The following is a 16,699-nucleotide window of genomic DNA, read 5'->3' on the forward strand; positions in this document are numbered from 1 at the left end:
GTCTCGCTGTCTGGTCTCGCTGTCTGGTCTCGCTGTCTGGTCTCGCTCTGTTCGGCACGTGCTCCGGCCCAGCACTGTAATCGAGGCAAACCGAGAGGCCAGCGGGTGTATCCGCGTCACACACCCGGCAGTTCGCGGAGCAAGTCATCGATTGTGCGCAGATATCCCTCGATCCGGGGCAGGTCAGCCGCCGCCGTGGCGGGCGTGGCGGCCAGCATGGAGAACAGCGCGCGTACCTCCTTGAGCAGCAGCCAGTACGTCGTCGCGGACGCCAGCTCCGCCAGCGCCGCGTCGGCGGCGGCCCAGTCCCCGGCGGCGGCGCGGCACATCAGCCGGGCCTCCACCCGGTCCGCGTCGGTGACGCTGTCCGCCAGCATCGCCGCCTCCACCGCCGCCCAGCGCTCGGCGGGCGGCGGGTTCCCCGTCAGCCGCGCCAGCAGGAGGTCGTCGAACCGGGTGAAGCCGTCCTCCGCACCGGCCGCGAGCGCCGCCGCGACGTGCGGACGGGCCTCCTCGTACCGGCCGAGTTCCATCAGCGTCTCGGCCTTGTCGCTGTACAGCGACTTGTCGTCCGGATCCGCCGCGAGCGCCGCGTCGAGCGCGATCAGGGCCTCCTCGTGCCGTCCCTCCAGGGAGAGCAGCCGGCCCTTCAGGCTCAGCCCGTCGGCGTGGTCCGGCCACTCGGCGAGGACCGCGTCGACTTCCGCGTACGCCTCGGCCGTCCGCCCGATGTGGCCGAGGGTGCGGGCCCGGCCGATCCGTGCCCACCTGCGCGTGGCGTCGATCTCCAGGGCGCGCGCGTAGTCCGCGAGCGAGTCGTCGAAGCGGTCGGCCATCCGGTAGAAGGCGCCCCGCGTCTCCAGCACCCACGTGAGCTGCGGATCGATCTCCAGCGCCCGGGTGAACGCGGCCAGCGCCGCGTCGACTTGCCGCTGCGCCGCCAGGCACTGCCCCCGGCCGGCGATCGCCCAGGCGTAGTCGTGCTCCAGCTCCACGGCCCGGTCGAAGCACGCCAGCGCCTCCTCGATCCGCCCGGCGAGCCGGTGCACCTCCCCGCGCTCGCCCCAGCACCACGACCACTCCGGCTTCAGCTCCAGCGCCCGGTCCACATCCGCCAGCGCCTCGTCCAGGCGGTTCAGCCGGCGGTAGGACTCGCCCCGGTTGGCGTACGCCCAGTCGTATTCGGGCGACAGCTCCAGCGCGCGGGTGTAGTCGGCGACGGCCTCCTCGAACCGCTCGGCGTCCTGGTGCAGCCGGCCGCGTTCGACCCAGCACCATTCCCACTGCGGGTCGATTGCCAGCGCCCGGTTCAGATCCGCCAGCGCCTCCTCGGGGCGGCCGAGCGCGGCGTGGCACTGGGCGCGGCTGGCGTACGCGTAGGCGTACTCGCCCTCCGCCGCCTCCACGGCCCGGTCGAAGTCGGGGATCGCCTGCTCCGGTGCCCCGGTGACCCGCCGCACCTCGCCGCGCATCGCCCAGCTCATCGGGGACGGGTCCAGCTCCACCGCCTGGTCCAGGTCGGCCTTCGCGTCGTCGTAGCGCTCCAGGCAGAGCCGGGCCCGGCCGCGGTGGGTCAGCGACCAGGCGCGGTCGGAGTCGGCCTCGATGCAGCGGGTGAAGTCCGCATCGGCCTCGGCGTAGCGGTCGAGGAGTACGTACGCCTGACCGCGACCCGCGTACGCGCGGGTGAAGGCCGGGTCGAGCGCCAGCGCCCGGTCGAAGTCCGCGACGCTGGCGTCGAGTTCGTCGGCGTTGCGGCGCTCTCGCCCGCGCACCGCGTACGCGAGCACCCGCTCGGGATCCGTCAGCTCCGCCTCCCGCAGCAGGAACGTGCACACCTCGACGGCGCCGCGCGGGCCCTCCCCCATCACCGCCAGCAGCCGCCGGCCCCAGTCCCGTACGGGCTCGCTGTCCGCGTCCGTGCCCGCCTGCTCCATGGTCTGCGCCCACCGCCGGGTCGCGGCCGGGCCGACGTCGGCGGCCTGGAGGGCATCGCGGCGGGCGCGGGGCAGGGCGCCCTGGGGGTCGGCGCACAGCAGGTGGTACGTCTCGTTGCGGCGGTGGCCGAACCACCGCTCGTCCAGCCAGCGCTCCTCCCGCACGTCGTTCCCGGCCGGCAGGGTCGCCTCCAACTCGGCGCACCAGCCGGCGTGCGCCGCCGCGAGCGCGCGGTGCTGCTCGCGCCAGCGCTGCGGCGACTGCGCCCGCTGCACCCGCAGCATCGCCGAGCGCACCACGCCGTGGTACTGCACCCGGCCCGCCTCGTCGCTGACGAACGGCAGCGCGCGCAGCCACCCGTACAGGCCGGCGGCCGCGGGCGCGACGGCGACCCGGAACACGTCCTCGTCCAGGGACGGCGGCAGCGCGGCGGCCTGCGCCGCGGCCTTCTGCACCGGGTCCGCCACCCACTTCAGGAACCGCTCCACCGCCGTGCCGCTCGGGTCCCCGCCGCCGGGGCGGACCGGCGGCGTCTCGGCGAGCATCGAGGTGAGCACCGGCAGCCGCCCGGACAGGTGCAGGATCTCGTCCACGACCTGGGCGTCGGTGATGCCCCTGGCGGCGATGAGCGCGCGGGCCTCCTCCTCGGTGAAGAGCTCCAGTTCCAGTTCTGCGGCGAAGTCGCCGGCCGGCCAGCGGGCGGGGTCGAGCCGCTGCTGCCCGGCGCGGGTCACCACGACGTTGGCGGGCAGCGCGCCGTAGCGGTCGCTGGTCATGACGTCGCACAGCCAGGCGTCGAGGACGGGTCCCGTGCGCTCGTACGTGTCGAAGAAGAGCGCGAGCCACGGGACGGCGGTGCCGACGCCGCGCAGGTCCTCCAGGAAGGCGGGGGTGAGGGCCTGGAGCGGGGAGAGGACGAGCTGGACGTCGTCGTGGCTGCGCAGCCGGGTGGAGAGCGCGGCGCGCCAGCGGTCGAGGCTCTGCGCGACCTGCTGCGGGTCCATGGCGCCGGCGACGGCGCCGAGTCCCGGCACGAGGCCGAGTCCTGCCAGGCCCGCCTGGGCGGCGATGCCGGCCGCGGGCGAGGCGGCGGGCGCCTGGGCGGCGGGCACGGGCCCCGCGGCGTCCACGGGACCCGCCGGGTGCGGCACGCCCGGCGCACCGGCGCCGGGCGGGCCGGGCGCGCCGTCGAGGGTGGCGACGACGGAGTCCGCCTCGTGGCGCCGCTGGCGGTAGCGCTGGAGCAGCCGGTCGAATCCCTTCAGCGGGTGGCCCTGGCGGGCGAGTTGGGTGCTGATCGCCTCCATCGCCTCGGGCACGCTGGCCGCGGACTCGTCGACCTGCGCGGTCAGCGCGCCCTGCTCCCCGGCGAGCTGGAGCAGGCGGCGCAGCAGCGACGTCTTGCCGACGCCTGCGACGCCGTGGAAGTGGAAGAGGAAGCGGTGCGCCGGATCCTCGGGGGGACAGCGGAAGTTGTCCCGGTACGCGGTGATCTCGCGCTGCCGGCCGACGAATCCCGACCGGCGGCGGTCGCGGATCAAGTCCTGCATGGACGGACGCACTTCGCGCACGGCGCCACCTCCCCCGGGGGCGAGCTTAGAGCCTCGGCGCGGCGAAGGGGGCGGGCCGGACGGGTCCGGCCCGGGGCGCCCGCCCGGCACCCTCCGGACGGCCGCCCGGTGCGCCGCGCGTGCCCCGTTCCGTACGCGCCGGGCGCCCCCTTCCCGTACGAACCCGGCGCGCCCCCCCGTACCGCCGCCCGCTACTGCCCCAGCACCGGCAGCAGGTCCGGCAGCCGGCCGTCCGCCGCCTCCGCCGCGCGCAGCCGCTCCTCCGGCACCTCCCCGTACGTCGTCGTCCGCGGCCGGGCCGGGCGGCCCGCGGCGGCGGCGATGGCGACGAGGTCCTTCACCGAGCGGTACGACCCGTACGAGGACCCGGCCATCCGCGAGATCGTCTCCTCCATCAGCGTGCCGCCCAGGTCGTTGGCGCCGGAGCGGAGCATCTGCGCCGCGCCGTCCGCGCCGAGCTTGACCCAGCTCGTCTGGATGTTGGTGATGTGCGGGTGGAGCAGCAGCCGGGCCATGGCGGTGACCGCGCGGTTGTCGCGCATCGTCGGTCCTGGCCGGGCGATGCCCGCCAGGTAGACCGGCGCGTTGGTGTGGATGAACGGCAGCGTGACGAACTCCGTGAAGCCGCCCGTGCGCTGCTGGAGCTCCGCGAGCAGCCGCAGGTGGCCCAGCCAGTGCCGGGGCTGGTCCACGTGCCCGTACATCATCGTGGACGAGGACCTCAGGCCCAGGTCGTGCGCCGTGGTGACGACCTCGATCCAGTCGGCCGCGGGCAGCTTGCCCTTGGTGAGGATCCAGCGCACCTCGTCGTCGAGGATCTCGGCGGCCGTGCCCGGGATGGAGCCGAGCCCCGCCTCCTTGGCGGCGGTCAGCCAGTCGCGTACGGAAAGGCCGGTGCGCGCCGCGCCGTTCATGACCTCCATGGGCGAGAACGCGTGCACGTGGATGCCCGGCACCCGCTCCTTGACGGCGCGGGCGATGTCGAAGTAGGCCGTGCCGGGCAGGTCGGGGTGGATGCCGCCCTGCATGCAGACCTCGACGGCGCCCACGTCCCACGCCTGCTGGGCGCGGTCGGCGACCTGCTCGACGGAGAGGGTGTAGGCGTCGGCGTCGGTGCGGCGCTGGGCGAAGGCGCAGAAGCGGCAGCCGGTGTAGCAGACGTTGGTGAAGTTGATGTTCCGGGTGACGATGTACGTGACGTCGTCGCCGACCGTGGCGCGGCGCAGGTCGTCGGCGATGCCGCAGAGGGCGTCGAGGGCGGGGCCTTCGGCGTGCAGCAGGGCGAGGGCCTGGGCGTCGGTGAGCCGGGTGGGGTCGTCGGCGGCGCGGGCGAGGGCGGCGCGCACGTCGGAGTCGAGCCGGCCGGGGGCGGCGCCGTCGGTTGCCGCAGTTGCCGCCGGGGGTGCGGCGGGTTCGCCGGACAGTTCCCTGGCCGTCTCGCGCAGCGCCTCCCAGTCCCCGTACACCGCGTCGAAGTCACCCCGCCGGTCGCCCGTGCGGCCCTCGGTGTCGATGGTGCGGTGCAGGTCCGTACGCCCCCCGGCGGCGAAGCCGCCGTCCGGCTCCTGCCAGGGCAGCCCCCGCGGGCGTACGTCACGGGCGAGGCCCGTCTCCGGGTCCGCCAGCGCGCTGACGTGCGGCAGCACCCGCGGGTCGAGCCACGGCTCGCCGCGGCGCACGAACTCCGGGTAGACCGCGAGCCGTTCGCGCAGCTCGAACCCGGCCGCCGCGGAACGCGCGGCCAGCTCCTCCACCTGCGGCCAGGGCCGCTCCGGGTTGACGTGGTCCGGGGTCAGCGGGGAGACCCCGCCCCAGTCGTCGATGCCGGCCGCGATGAGCTTGCCGTACTCCGCGTCCACCAGGTTCGGCGGCGCCTGCACCCCGATCGCCGGGCCCAGGATGAGCCGGGTGACGGCGACGGTGGCGGCGAGGTCGTCCAGCTCGGCGTCGGGCATGCCGCGCATCGCCGTGTCCGGCTTGGCGCGGAAGTTCTGCACGATGACCTCCTGGAGGCCCTGGTACGCCCGCTGCACCCGGCGCAGCGCGAACAGCGACTCGGCGCGCTCCTCCGGCGTCTCGCCGATGCCGATGAGCAGCCCGCTGGTGAACGGCACGGAGGAGCGCCCCGCGTCCTCCAGCACCCGCAGCCGTACGGCCGGCTCCTTGTCGGGCGAGCCGTAGTGCGGCCCGCCGGGCTCGCTCCACAGCCGCTCGGCGGTGGTCTCCAGCATCATCCCCATGGACGCGGCCACGGGCTTGAGCCGCTGGAATCCGGCCCAGGTCACCACGCCCGGGTTGAGGTGCGGCAGGAGGCCGGTCTCCTCCAGCACGCGGACGGCCATCGCGCGGACGTACGCCTGCGTGTCGTCGTACCCGTGCGCCTCCAGCCACTCGCGCGCCTCGGGCCAGCGGTCCTCGGGCCGGTCCCCGAGCGTGAACAGCGCCTCCTTGCAGCCGAGCGCCGCACCGCGGCGGGCGATGTCCAGCACCTCGTCGGGCGACATGAACATCCCGTGTCCCTCGCGGCGGAGCTTGCCGGGGACGGTGACGAACGTGCAGTAGTGGCAGCGGTCGCGGCAGAGCCGGGTGAGCGGCAGGAAGACGCTGCGGGAGTACGTGATGACGCCGGGCCGGCCGGCCGCCGCCAGACCGGCGTCGCGCACCCGGGCGGCGGAGGCGGAGAGGTCGGTCAGGTCGGCACCGCGCGCTTGGAGGAGCGCGGCGGCCTCGGACACGTCGAGGGCGACGCCGTCGCGGGCGCGCTTCAGGGCGCGGCGCATGGCGTTGGCGGTGGGGGCGGGGACGGGCGGGGGCTTCATCCTCCCGAGCATAGAAGGCAGATCGGACACCGGTGCGGGTCGCGGGGCCCGGGGTGCGCCTGCGGCGAAAGGGATTCCCGCCTGGTCAGAGGAACTGGGCGTACGCGTCGAGCGCGCGCAGCACCTCCGTCTCGCCGGCGGGCGGCAGTTGGACGACGGTCTCCCGTACGCCCTGCGCGGCGAAGTACGCGAGCTTGCCCTCACTCGGCCGCACGGCGTACGGCACCACCTCCAGCGCCGCCGGATCGCGCCCGGCGTCCTCCCACACCTGGCGCAGCCGCGGGATGCTGTCGGTGAGCCCGCCGCCGCCGATGGGCATCCAGCCGTCGGCGTACTCGGCGACGTGCGCGAAGAGCTTCGGCCCGGGCCGCCCGCCGAGCAGGGTGCGCGGGCCGTGCAGAGGGGACGCGTCCTTGCGGGGGCGGGGCGCCTGGACGGGCTTGGGGTGCGCCTCGGAGGCCCGTACGGCGGTACGGGGGGCGGAGGCAGCGGAGACACCGGCCGCGTCCTCGCCCGCGCCGGTCGCGTCGGTTGTGTCGGCCGAGTCGGTCGTGTCGGCCGAGTCGTACGCCGTGGGCTCCGGCGCCCAGAGCGCATTCATCAGTCCCATCCGCCGCCGCCCCAGCTCCCGCCGCCCGCGCCAGTCGACGCCGTGGTCGTCCGCCTCCTCCTCGTTCCACCCGAACCCGACGCCCAGCGTGAACCGGCCGCCCGAGAGGAAGTCGAGCGTCGCGACCTGCTTCGCCAGCACGATCGGGTCGTGCTGGGCGATAAGCGTGATGCCTGTGCCGAGCGCCAGCCGCTCCGTGACGGCCGCGGCCTGGCCGAGGGCGACGAAGGGGTCGAGGGTGCGCCCGTACTCGCGGGGCAGCGGTTCGCCCATCGGGGCGGGGGTGTCGCGGCTGACGGGGATGTGCGTGTGCTCGGGGAGATAGAGCCCGTGGAAGCCGCGTTCTTCCAGCTCACGCGCGAGGACCGGAGGGCGGACTGTCTCGTCGGTGAGGAAGATCGTCACGGAGATACGCATTCGCGCAGTATCCGGCGCGAGTCGTACGCTGGAAAGGACCGCAGCAGCGATTCCCCCGCACTGATCCGGGAGGTTCGTGATGCTCGTTCGACGGCATCCGTTCGGGATGCTTCCGTTATGGCTCGCGTGCGCCGTCGCGTCGTGCGTGTTCCTGCTGCCGGGAGCCGCGGCGGCCCAGACGTCCGGCGGCGGCATCGGCAGCGCAAGCAGCGCTGCCGGGCGCTACGTCGACCCGGGCATGAACGCGGGGTCCACGATGGGGGCGACGGTGGGGACGGGGACGACGACGTTCTCCGGGGGGTTCTCGTCGAGTACGGGGACCGCCGCCTCCGGCGGCACGGGGACCACGAGCGCAGACGGCGACGTCGGCTGGCGGTCGCTGCTGTTCGTCGTCGGCGGCGTGTTCCTGGTCTACGTCTTGGCCGGGAGGGCGACGCGCCTCGCCGGCGCCGCGGCGAACGCCGTGCACCGCCGCCGCGGGCGCGGGCGCTGACGGCGGCCCCGGCGGCACCACCCGTAGCTCACGAACCACGCGTCCCGCAGTGTTCCCTTCCACGTCACCTGCCTATAGGACCCGTGTAGGACCGTCTCAGCGACGGCCGAACCCACGCGAAGGGACCGCACCCGTGGACAGACGCGACCTGCTGAAGCTCTCGGCGGCCACCGCCGGAGTGATGACGCTCGCCCCCGTGAGCTTCGCCAGCGCGGCAGACGACGCAGAAGGCTCCGCCGCCGGCGCCGAGGACAGCCGGACCGTCACCGGCCATCTGGAGCCGGGCGCACCGGACTTCGTGTACCTGCCCGTCGACGTGCCGCGCGGGGTGCGCGAGATCCACGTCTCGTACCGCTACGACCGCCCCCAGGTGCCGGCGGGCACGACGGGCAACGCCCTGGACATCGGCATCTTCGACGAGCGCGGCACCCGCGACGGCGGCCGGGGCTTCCGCGGCTGGTCGGGCGGCTTCCGCACGGAGTTCGCGATCAGCGCGGACCGGGCGGCGACGACGCCCGCGTATCTGCCGGGGCCGGTACGGGCCGGCCGCTGGCACGTGGTGCTCGGCCCGTACACGATCGCCCCGCAGGGTCTCGACTACGAGATGACGATCACCCTGCGCTACGGCCCCGCGGGCGAGACCGCCCCGCCGCGGTTCCCGCCGGAGCGCGCCAAGGGCCGCGGCCGGGCGTGGTACCGCGGGGACTGCCACCTGCACACGGTGCACTCGGACGGCGCCCGTACGCCCGCGGAGACCGCGGCGGCGGCGCGGGCGGCGAAGCTCGACTTCCTCACGACGACCGAGCACAACACGTCCTCCGGGCACGCCGCGTGGGACGGGCTGTGGGGCGACGACCTGCTGGTGCTCTGCGGCGAGGAGGTGACGACGCGCAACGGGCACTACCTGGCGGTCGGCACCGACCCGGGCGTGTTCGTCGACTGGCGCTACCGGGCGCGGGACGACGCGTACCCGCGCTACGTGCGGCAGATCCACGCGGCCGGCGGGCTGGTCGTGCCGGCGCACCCCAACTGCCCGTTCGTCGGCTGCCAGTGGAAGTTCGGCTACGAGGGCGCCGACGCGGTCGAGGTGTGGAACGGCCCGTGGACGACGGACGACGAACTGGCGGTGGCGGCCTGGGACAACGCCCTGACGGCGGGCCGCGAGGGCGGCGGCCCGATGGACTGGCTGCCGGCGGTGGGCAACAGCGACGCGCACCGTGACGGCCAGGTCGTGGGCCTGCCGCAGACGGTGGTGCTGGCCGACGACCTGTCCCGGCAGGCGCTGCTGGCGGGCCTGCGGGCGGGGCGGAGCTGGCTCGCGGAGTCGGCGGACGTGGACGTGGAGTTCACGGCGTCGGGCCCGCGGGGCGAGCACGCGGGCATCGGGGAGCGGCTGCGGGCGGCGTCGGACGGAAAGGTGACGGTACGGCTGAAGGTCACCGGCGGCCCGGCGAAGGCGCAGGTCCGCTTCATGACGGACGAGGGCCAGTTGTACGCGACGACGCTGGCGGACGGCGCGGGGACGGTGGAGTGGCAGACGACGCCGTCGTACGCGGCGTTCGTCCGCGCGGAGGTCCGCCACCCGGCGGCGGACGGCGGGGCGAGCGGGCTGCCCGGGGCGATGGCGGCCATGACGAACCCGATCTGGCTGGGCCGCTGAGGCGGGAGCAGTGAGGCAGGAGCGCTGAGGCGGCGGGGGCCGGGGCGTAGCGGAAGACGCTCCGGCGGGGCAGCGGCGCCCCTCCGGTGGAGAGACACCCGAGGAACGCCGCTGCCGCTCTGGTCAGGCCGGTGCCGGGACCGCGCGCGCAAGCTACAAGCGGGGCCAGGGCCTCGTCCGATGATTTTGGCCGGGGAGATTCCGGCCGGGGACTCCGGCCGAAGACTCTGGCCGAGGAGGAGTGCCCGGCGGCCGAATGCCTCGGCGAACGCAAGGCTGTCGGGAAGGCCCCCTACAGCAGCCTCCGTAGCACGCCTTCCGGTTTCGGACACCCCTGTTTCGGCCCTGCCCGAACAGGCACGGCCTCTTCAGGACATATAGAATCCAGCCGAACTGACGCGTGCGACAGGTTTGGCCTATGTGGTCGTCCCTCGTGATCGTCTTCGCCAAGGTGGTCGGCAGGAGCACACCGCAGCACTTCCTGACGAGGCGTCAGCTCACGCGCGGTGCGTGGCCGGGGGCGCACGGCGAGGATCACGCGCCGCGCCGCTGCGCGGGGTGTGCTCCCGAAGGCCGAAAAACGTCCACTTACTGGGCCATTGGCCCAGCCAGAGCGCTGTCGTTGCTGACTAAAACACCCCCGGCAGGGCAGACTTGGCTATCTGGAACCACCGGGACCGGGGAGGGGGCGGCCATGGCCCACGAAGACGAGACGAGTGCGCTGCGCTTCGCCGTGCTCGGTCCCGTCCGTGCCTGGCGCGGCGAGGAGTCCCTCCCGGTCGGTACGCCGCAGCAGCGCGCGATGCTCGCGGCGCTGCTGCTGCGCGGTGGCCGTACGGCCACGGCCCAGGAGCTGGTCGACGGCATCTGGGGCGAGGAACCCCCGCCGCGCGCGGTGTCCGCCCTACGGACGTACGCGTCCAGGCTCCGCCGGACCCTCGGCGCCGACGCCCTGGTCAGCGAGGCCGGCGGCTACGCGATCCGGGCCCACGGCACCGAGGTCGACATCGCCACCGCGGAAGAGCTGGCCCGCTCCGCCGAAACCGCCGTCGCGGCGGGCGACTTCACCAAGGCGCGCGAGCTGTACGCGGGGGCACTCGCCCAGTTCACCGGTGAACCGCTCGGCGGCGTGCCCGGCCCGTACGCCGACTGGCACCGCGACCGCCTCGAAGAGCTGCGCCTGTCCCTGCTGGAGCACCGCATCGAGCTGGACCTCGACGCCGCCCGGCACGCGGAGGCCGTCTCCGAGCTGACGGCGCTGACCGCGGGCCACCCCCTGCGGGAACGGTTCCGCGAGCTGCTGATGCTCGCGCTCTACCGCAGCGGCAGGCAGGCCGAGGCCCTCGCGGTCTACGCGGACACCCGCCGCCTGCTCCAGGACGAACTCGGCGTCGACCCCCGCCCGGAGCTGGCCGAACTCCAGCAGCGCATCCTCCAGGCCGACGAGGACCTGGCCGCCCCGAAGACCGAACCCCTCGCGGGCGACGCGCCGTTCCGCGTCGTACGCCCGGCGCAACTGCCCGCGACCGTCTCGGACTTCACCGGCCGCGTCGGCGTCGTGGAGGAACTGGGCAAGGAGCTGGCGAACGCGCCGGACACGGTGATGGCGGTCTCCTCGGTCTCCGGCATCGGCGGCGTAGGGAAGACGACGCTGGCGGTCCACGTCGCGCACGCGGCGCGGGAGTCCTTCCCCGAAGGCCAGCTCTACGCGGACCTCCAGGGCTCAGGCCCGTCCCCGGCCGAACCGGCCGCGGTCCTCGGCGCGTTCCTCCGCGCCCTGGGCACCCCGGACGCGGACATCCCCGAGCCGGTCGACGAACGCGCGGCGCTCTACCGCTCGGTGCTCGCGGGCCGCCGCATACTGACCCTGCTCGACAACGCCCGCGACGCCGCCCAGGTACGCCCCCTCCTCCCCGGCACGGAGGGCTGCGCGGCGCTGATCACGTCCCGCACGAGGATGACGGACCTGGCCGGCGCCCACCACGTCGACCTGGACGTGATGGCCCCGGACGAGGCGCTGCTGCTCTTCACCCGCATCGTCGGCGCCGAACGCGTGGACCTGGAACGCGACGCCGCCATGGACGTGGTAGCCGCCTGCGGCTTCCTCCCGCTGGCCATCCGCATCGCGGCCTCCCGCCTGGCGGCGCGCCGGACGTGGACGGTGTCGGTACTGGCCCGCAAACTGTCGGACGAACACCGCCGCCTGGACGAACTCAGGGTGGGCGATCTGGCGGTGAAGGCCACGTTCGAACTGGGCTACGGTCAGCTCGAACCCGAACAGGCCCGCGCCTTCCGCCTCCTGGGCCTGGCCGACGGCCCGGACATCTCGGTCACGGCGGCGGCGGCGATCGTGGACCGCACGACGGAGGACGCGGAAGAACTCCTGGAAGCCCTGGTAGACGCCAGCCTCCTGGAGTCGGCGGCCCCGGGCCGCTACCGCTACCACGACCTGGTCCGCCTCTTCGCCCGCGACTGCGCGGAACGCGAGGAGCCCCAGGCGGAACGCGAGGCGGCGTTGTCCCGCCTGCTGGACTTCTACCTGGCGACGGCGGCGAGGGTGTACGAGCTGGACCGCCCCGGCGACAACCTCACTTCGCACCTCGCCACAGTGGAGGACCGGGGCCTGCGCTTCGCCGACCGGCACACTGCGCAGGATTGGCGCCTGGGCGAGGCAGACTGTCTGCTGGCCACCGCGCGCCAACTCGTAGGCAAAGACACCCTTGCCCGCGCCGTCGACCTGCTGATGGTGACCGTCGACCTGGCCGAGTCCGGCACGTACTCCCACCGGTTCGCGAAGGTCGCCGATCACTTGCTGAAGGCCGCACAGCGCTTCGGTGACCCCCGCAGCGAGGGCCGGGCACACGACGTTATGTCCGCCTCGCACATCGGCTCGGGCCGCTTCGAGCGGGCGGACAAGCACGCCGCGGAGGCCATGCGGCTGGCGCGCGCAAGTGGAGATCCGGTCATCTGCGCGCACGCCGCCTCCGACCGGGGCATCATCGCCGACATCCAGGGACGCTCCGCCGATGCCGCGATCCACCTGGAGGACGCCCTAGCCGCCTACCGCGCCGACGGGAATCTGCTGGGCGAGGCCAGCGCGTTGGCGAACCTGTCACGTATGCACGGAGACGCCGGCCGGACGAAGCTCGGGTGCGAACTCGCGGAGCAGGCTCTTGCCATCCACCACAGGCTCGGCACGAGCTTCCGGATGGCCAACTGCATGTACGCCCTCGGCATCATCCTCACCGTGGCGGGCCAGCCGGACGACGCGCTCACGCAACTCGACGCGGCGCTGAAGGTCTTCCGCGAGAACCGGATGCACCTCTGGTGCAGCATGACCCAGTTCCGGATGGCCGAGGCGCACCTGACCGCCAAGCGGCCCACCGAGGCCGCCACGCTCGCCGAGCAGTCACTGACGCGGCTGCAGGCGATCGGCGGAGACTGGCACCGCGCCCAGGTGCTCACGGCTCTCGGCCGGAGCCTTCACCAGATCGGACAGCAGGGACGCGCGCGGGCGTGCTGGAGCGAGGCCGCGGCCTTGCATGAGAAGACGAACTCGGCGGAGGCCGCGGAGGTACGGGCTCTCCTGGAACCCGCCACGACTGCCTGAGCGTCTTCTGAACGAAGTCATTCATCGAACGTTTATCACCAGCCGTCATGCTCTTTGTCAGTGACTCGTCACGTCGGGGGAATGGCGGGTCACGCGGGGCCGCTCCCCCGGCACGATCAGCGGAGAGCGGCCACGTAAAGCCCGTCCGGCGATCCGCGGGGGAGTTGCCGGGCGGGCGGCTGCGGAACGCCCAATGCAAAGACAGGGGGAGCACGATGCCGGAGAAGAAATCGACAGAAACTGAGGTCGAGCGGAACAAGCGCAGGATCGTACCGCCGCGAAAGATCGACCCGTCCGACACCGACGAGCCGACGCTGCCGGACGACCCGGCGAAGGACGACGACGAGGAAATCTTCAAGCCGCTCGACAGGCAGAAGCCCTGACACGCACCACCCTGTACCGGCCCGAGGGGGGGCCGAAACGGCCCGGTCGCGGCAGCAAGATGGGGACTGCTGCGGCCGGGCCTTCCTCTTGTCCCGGAGCGTGACTTGCCTTCTCTCATCCACCCCGCCCGTCGACATCCGGCCGTGCGAGCCGACGCCGCTGACACGGCGCCCCGCCCCACGGCAGACTGTCGAAGCGGGGCTCGTCGTACCGGAGGGGGTGGGGTATGGCCGAGGGACGGACAGCCGCGCCGGATGGAGTGGTGTACTTCGCCGTGCTCGGGCCCGTGGCGGCGTGGCGTGGTGCCGCGCCCGTCAACGTCGGGCCCCCGCAGCAACGCACCGTCCTCGCCGTCCTGCTCATCGGCTCCGGCCACCACGCCACCACCCACGAACTCGTCGACGCCCTCTGGGGCGAGGACCCGCCGCGCGATGCCGTGGGGACCGTACGTACGTACGTATCCCGGCTCCGCAAGGCGCTCGGCCCGGACGCCCACCTCATCACCGGCCAAGCCGGCGGCTACGTCCTGCGGCCCGGCGCCGGCGCCGTGTCGGACGTGGCGATCGCCGAACAGGCCGTCGCCCTGGCCGACTCGGCGACGCAGGGCGGCGACGCCGAACGGGCCCGGTCGCTGCTTCGCGAGGCCCTCGGCCTCTGGGACGGCGAGCCGCTCGCCGGCCTGCCCGGGGCGTTCGCCGAGACCGAGCGCACGCGGCTCACCGAGTGGCGGCTGTCGCTGCTGGAGCGCCGACTCGCCCTCGACATCGAGTCGCACGACTACGCCGAGGCGATCTCGGAGCTGACGGCGTTGACGGCGGCGTACCCGCTGCGGGAGCGGTTCCGGGAGCTGCTCATGCTCTCGCTGTCCCGCAGCGGCCGGCAGGCCGAGGCGCTGGCGGTCTACACGGACAGCCGGCGGCTTCTGATCGATGAGCTGGGCGTCGAGCCCGGCCCGAAGTTGGCGGAACTGCAGCAGCGGATCCTCCGGGGAGGCGAGCAGCCCGTGGCACCAGTGGCCACCACCACCGCGCGGTTGTCGCCTGCTCAGTTGCCGGCGAGGTTGGCGGACTTCACGGGCCGGGACGCGTTCGTCGACGAGCTGGGCAAGCAGTTGGAGCAGGCGTCCGGCATGGTGATGGCGGTGTCGTCGGTCTCGGGCATCGGCGGGGTGGGCAAGACGACGCTGGCCGTGCACGTGGGGCATGCGGTACGGGATTCGTTCCCGGACGGGCAGTTGTACGCGGACCTCCAGGGCGCGGGTGCGTCACCGGCGGAACCGGCCGCCGTCCTCGGCTCGTTCCTCCGCTCCCTGGGCACCCCGGACGCCGAGATCCCCGAGCCGCTGGAGGAACGCGCCGCGCTCTTCCGGTCGATGCTCGCGGGCCGCCGGGTCCTGGCCCTGCTCGACAACGCCCGCGACGCCGCCCAGGTACGCCCGCTCCTGCCTGGCACGGAGGGCTGCGCCGCGGTGATCACCTCCCGCGCCCGCATGACGGACCTGGCCGGCGCCCACCACGTGGACCTCGACGTGATGGCCCCGGACGAAGCGCTGCTGCTCTTCACCCGCATCGTCGGCGCCCACCGCGTCACCCCGGAGCGCAACGCGGCGATGGACGTCGTCGCGGCCTGCGGCTTCCTGCCCCTGGCGATCCGCATCGCCGCCTCCCGGCTGGCGGCCCGCCGCACGTGGACGGTCTCCGTCCTGGCCCGCAAGCTGTCCGACGAACACCGCCGCCTGGACGAACTCCGCGTCGGAGACCTGGCGGTGAAGGCCACGTTCGAACTCGGCTACGGCCAACTCGAACCCGAACAGGCCCGCGCATTCCGCCTCCTGGGCCTGGTCGACGGCCCGGACATCTCGCTGAGCGCGGCGGCCGCGATTCTGGACCGTACGGAGGACGACGCCGAAGACCTCCTGGAAACCCTGGTGGACACCAGCCTCCTGGAATCCGCAGCCCCGGGCCGCTACCGCTACCACGACCTCCTCCGCCTCTTCGCACGCGCCTGCGCACACCGCGAGGAACCGCCGGCGGAGCGCCAGGCGGCCGAGATCCGCCTCCTGGACTTCTACCTGGCCACATCAGCGCGTGTCTATGAGCTGGGCCGCCCGGGCGACACCCTGACCAAGCACCTCCCGCCCGCGTCGTACGAGGGTCTGGCGTTCGGCTGTCGCGAAGCCGCACAGGACTGGCTCTTCAACGAGGCCCAATGCCTGCTCGCCACCGCACAGCAATTCGCCCACGGCGACTCCCTGTCCCGCGCAGTCGACCTCCTCTGGGTGACGAAGGACCTCGCCGAGTCCGGCATCTACTCACAACCGTTCATCCTGGCGGCGGACCGCCTCCTGGAGGCATCCCGGCAGGCGGGCGACAGCCGTACCCAGGCCCGTGCACACGACGTACTGGCCGGGGTCCACATCGACGCCGGATGCTTCGAGGCGGCGGACCTGCATGCGCAATGCGCCTACGAGTTGGCCCGGCGCGACCCGGATCCGCTCGTGCTCGGCCACGCACACAGCAACCGCGGGATCATCGCGGATATTCAGGGACGCTACGACGATGCCGGTGACCACCTCGTACTGGCGCTGTCCGAGTACCGCGCCGACGGCAATCTGCTCGGCGAGGCCTCCGTCCTCAGCAATCTCTCCCGCATGCACTGCGGCGCGGGCCGGATCTCGATCGCCGTCGAGCTGGCCGAGCAGTCGATGACGGTCCATCGCCGGCTCGGTACGAGCTTCCGGATGGCGAACAGCATGTACGCACTCGGCATCGCCCTCACCGCCGCCGGCCGGCACGACGACGCGCTGATCCAGCACACCCAGGCCCTCAGCATCTTCCGCGAGAACCGCATGCACCTCTGGGACGGCATGACCCACTTCCGCATGGCCGAAGCGGCCCTCGCCGCTGGGCGGCACTCGCAGGCCGCGGTGCTCGCCGAGCAGGCGCTCGGACGGTTGCAGGGCATCGGGGGTGACTGGCATCGCGCGGTGGTGCTGACCCTGCTGGGCCGTACGCTGCTGGCGATGGGGCAGCAGGGGCGCGCGCGGGCCTGCTGGGCCGAGGCGCTCAGTCTGCTGGAGAGGGCGGATTCCGCGGAGGCCGCCGAGGTCAGCGCGCTGCTGGCATCCATCCCGCCGGGCTGAGGGACCCTCAGACGGTCCGTCCCCCAGCAGGGCCACCGCCCCGCACACCCCCGAC

The 16,699-nt window shown here is 73.6% G+C and carries 8 protein-coding genes; 5 read left to right on the forward strand and 3 right to left on the reverse strand.

The features are described from left to right. Window positions 1-116 precede the first annotated feature (116 nt). The 3 genes from OG946_RS14200 to OG946_RS14210 form a co-directional block, all read right to left on the reverse strand. Window positions 117-3,509, reverse strand: a complete 3,393-nt coding sequence (locus OG946_RS14200; RefSeq protein WP_326796481.1) for a tetratricopeptide repeat protein — start codon at window positions 3,507-3,509, stop codon at window positions 117-119. 191 nt (window positions 3,510-3,700) lie between these two features. Beyond that, the gene (locus OG946_RS14205) at window positions 3,701-6,340 is read right to left on the reverse strand and encodes a bifunctional FO biosynthesis protein CofGH (protein WP_326796482.1); all 2,640 of its coding nucleotides are present in this window, start codon (window positions 6,338-6,340) and stop codon (window positions 3,701-3,703) included. Window positions 6,341-6,413: 73 nt separating this feature from the next. Further along, window positions 6,414-7,355 carry an LLM class flavin-dependent oxidoreductase gene (locus OG946_RS14210; protein ID WP_326796483.1) on the reverse strand — a complete coding sequence of 314 codons (942 nt, stop codon included), beginning with the start codon at window positions 7,353-7,355 and terminating at the stop codon, window positions 6,414-6,416. Window positions 7,356-7,461: 106 nt separating this feature from the next. On the opposite strand from OG946_RS14210, the gene OG946_RS14215 reads away from it, so the two are divergent. The 5 genes from OG946_RS14215 to OG946_RS14235 all read left to right on the forward strand — a co-directional run bounded on the left by OG946_RS14215 (window position 7,462) and on the right by OG946_RS14235 (window position 16,644). Continuing rightward, window positions 7,462-7,848 (forward strand): hypothetical protein, encoded by a 387-nt coding sequence (locus OG946_RS14215; protein WP_326796484.1) that lies wholly within the window; start codon window positions 7,462-7,464, stop codon window positions 7,846-7,848. Window positions 7,849-8,029: 181 nt separating this feature from the next. Next, window positions 8,030-9,508 carry a CehA/McbA family metallohydrolase gene (locus tag OG946_RS14220; RefSeq protein ID WP_326800246.1) on the forward strand — a complete coding sequence of 493 codons (1,479 nt, stop codon included), beginning with the start codon at window positions 8,030-8,032 and terminating at the stop codon, window positions 9,506-9,508. Window positions 9,509-10,202: 694 nt separating this feature from the next. Beyond that, complete coding sequence (locus OG946_RS14225) at window positions 10,203-13,118, forward strand: AfsR/SARP family transcriptional regulator (protein WP_326796485.1); 2,916 nt, start codon at window positions 10,203-10,205, stop codon at window positions 13,116-13,118. Window positions 13,119-13,333: 215 nt separating this feature from the next. After that, the gene (locus tag OG946_RS14230) at window positions 13,334-13,501 is read left to right on the forward strand and encodes a hypothetical protein (protein ID WP_326796486.1); all 168 of its coding nucleotides are present in this window, start codon (window positions 13,334-13,336) and stop codon (window positions 13,499-13,501) included. A 227-nt stretch (window positions 13,502-13,728) separates the two neighbouring features. Then, the gene (locus OG946_RS14235) at window positions 13,729-16,644 is read left to right on the forward strand and encodes an AfsR/SARP family transcriptional regulator (RefSeq protein ID WP_326796487.1); all 2,916 of its coding nucleotides are present in this window, start codon (window positions 13,729-13,731) and stop codon (window positions 16,642-16,644) included. The last annotated feature ends 55 nt before the right edge of the window (window positions 16,645-16,699 follow it).

It is taken from the genome of Streptomyces sp. NBC_01808 (assembly GCF_035917395.1).
Classification (GTDB): domain Bacteria; phylum Actinomycetota; class Actinomycetes; order Streptomycetales; family Streptomycetaceae; genus Streptomyces.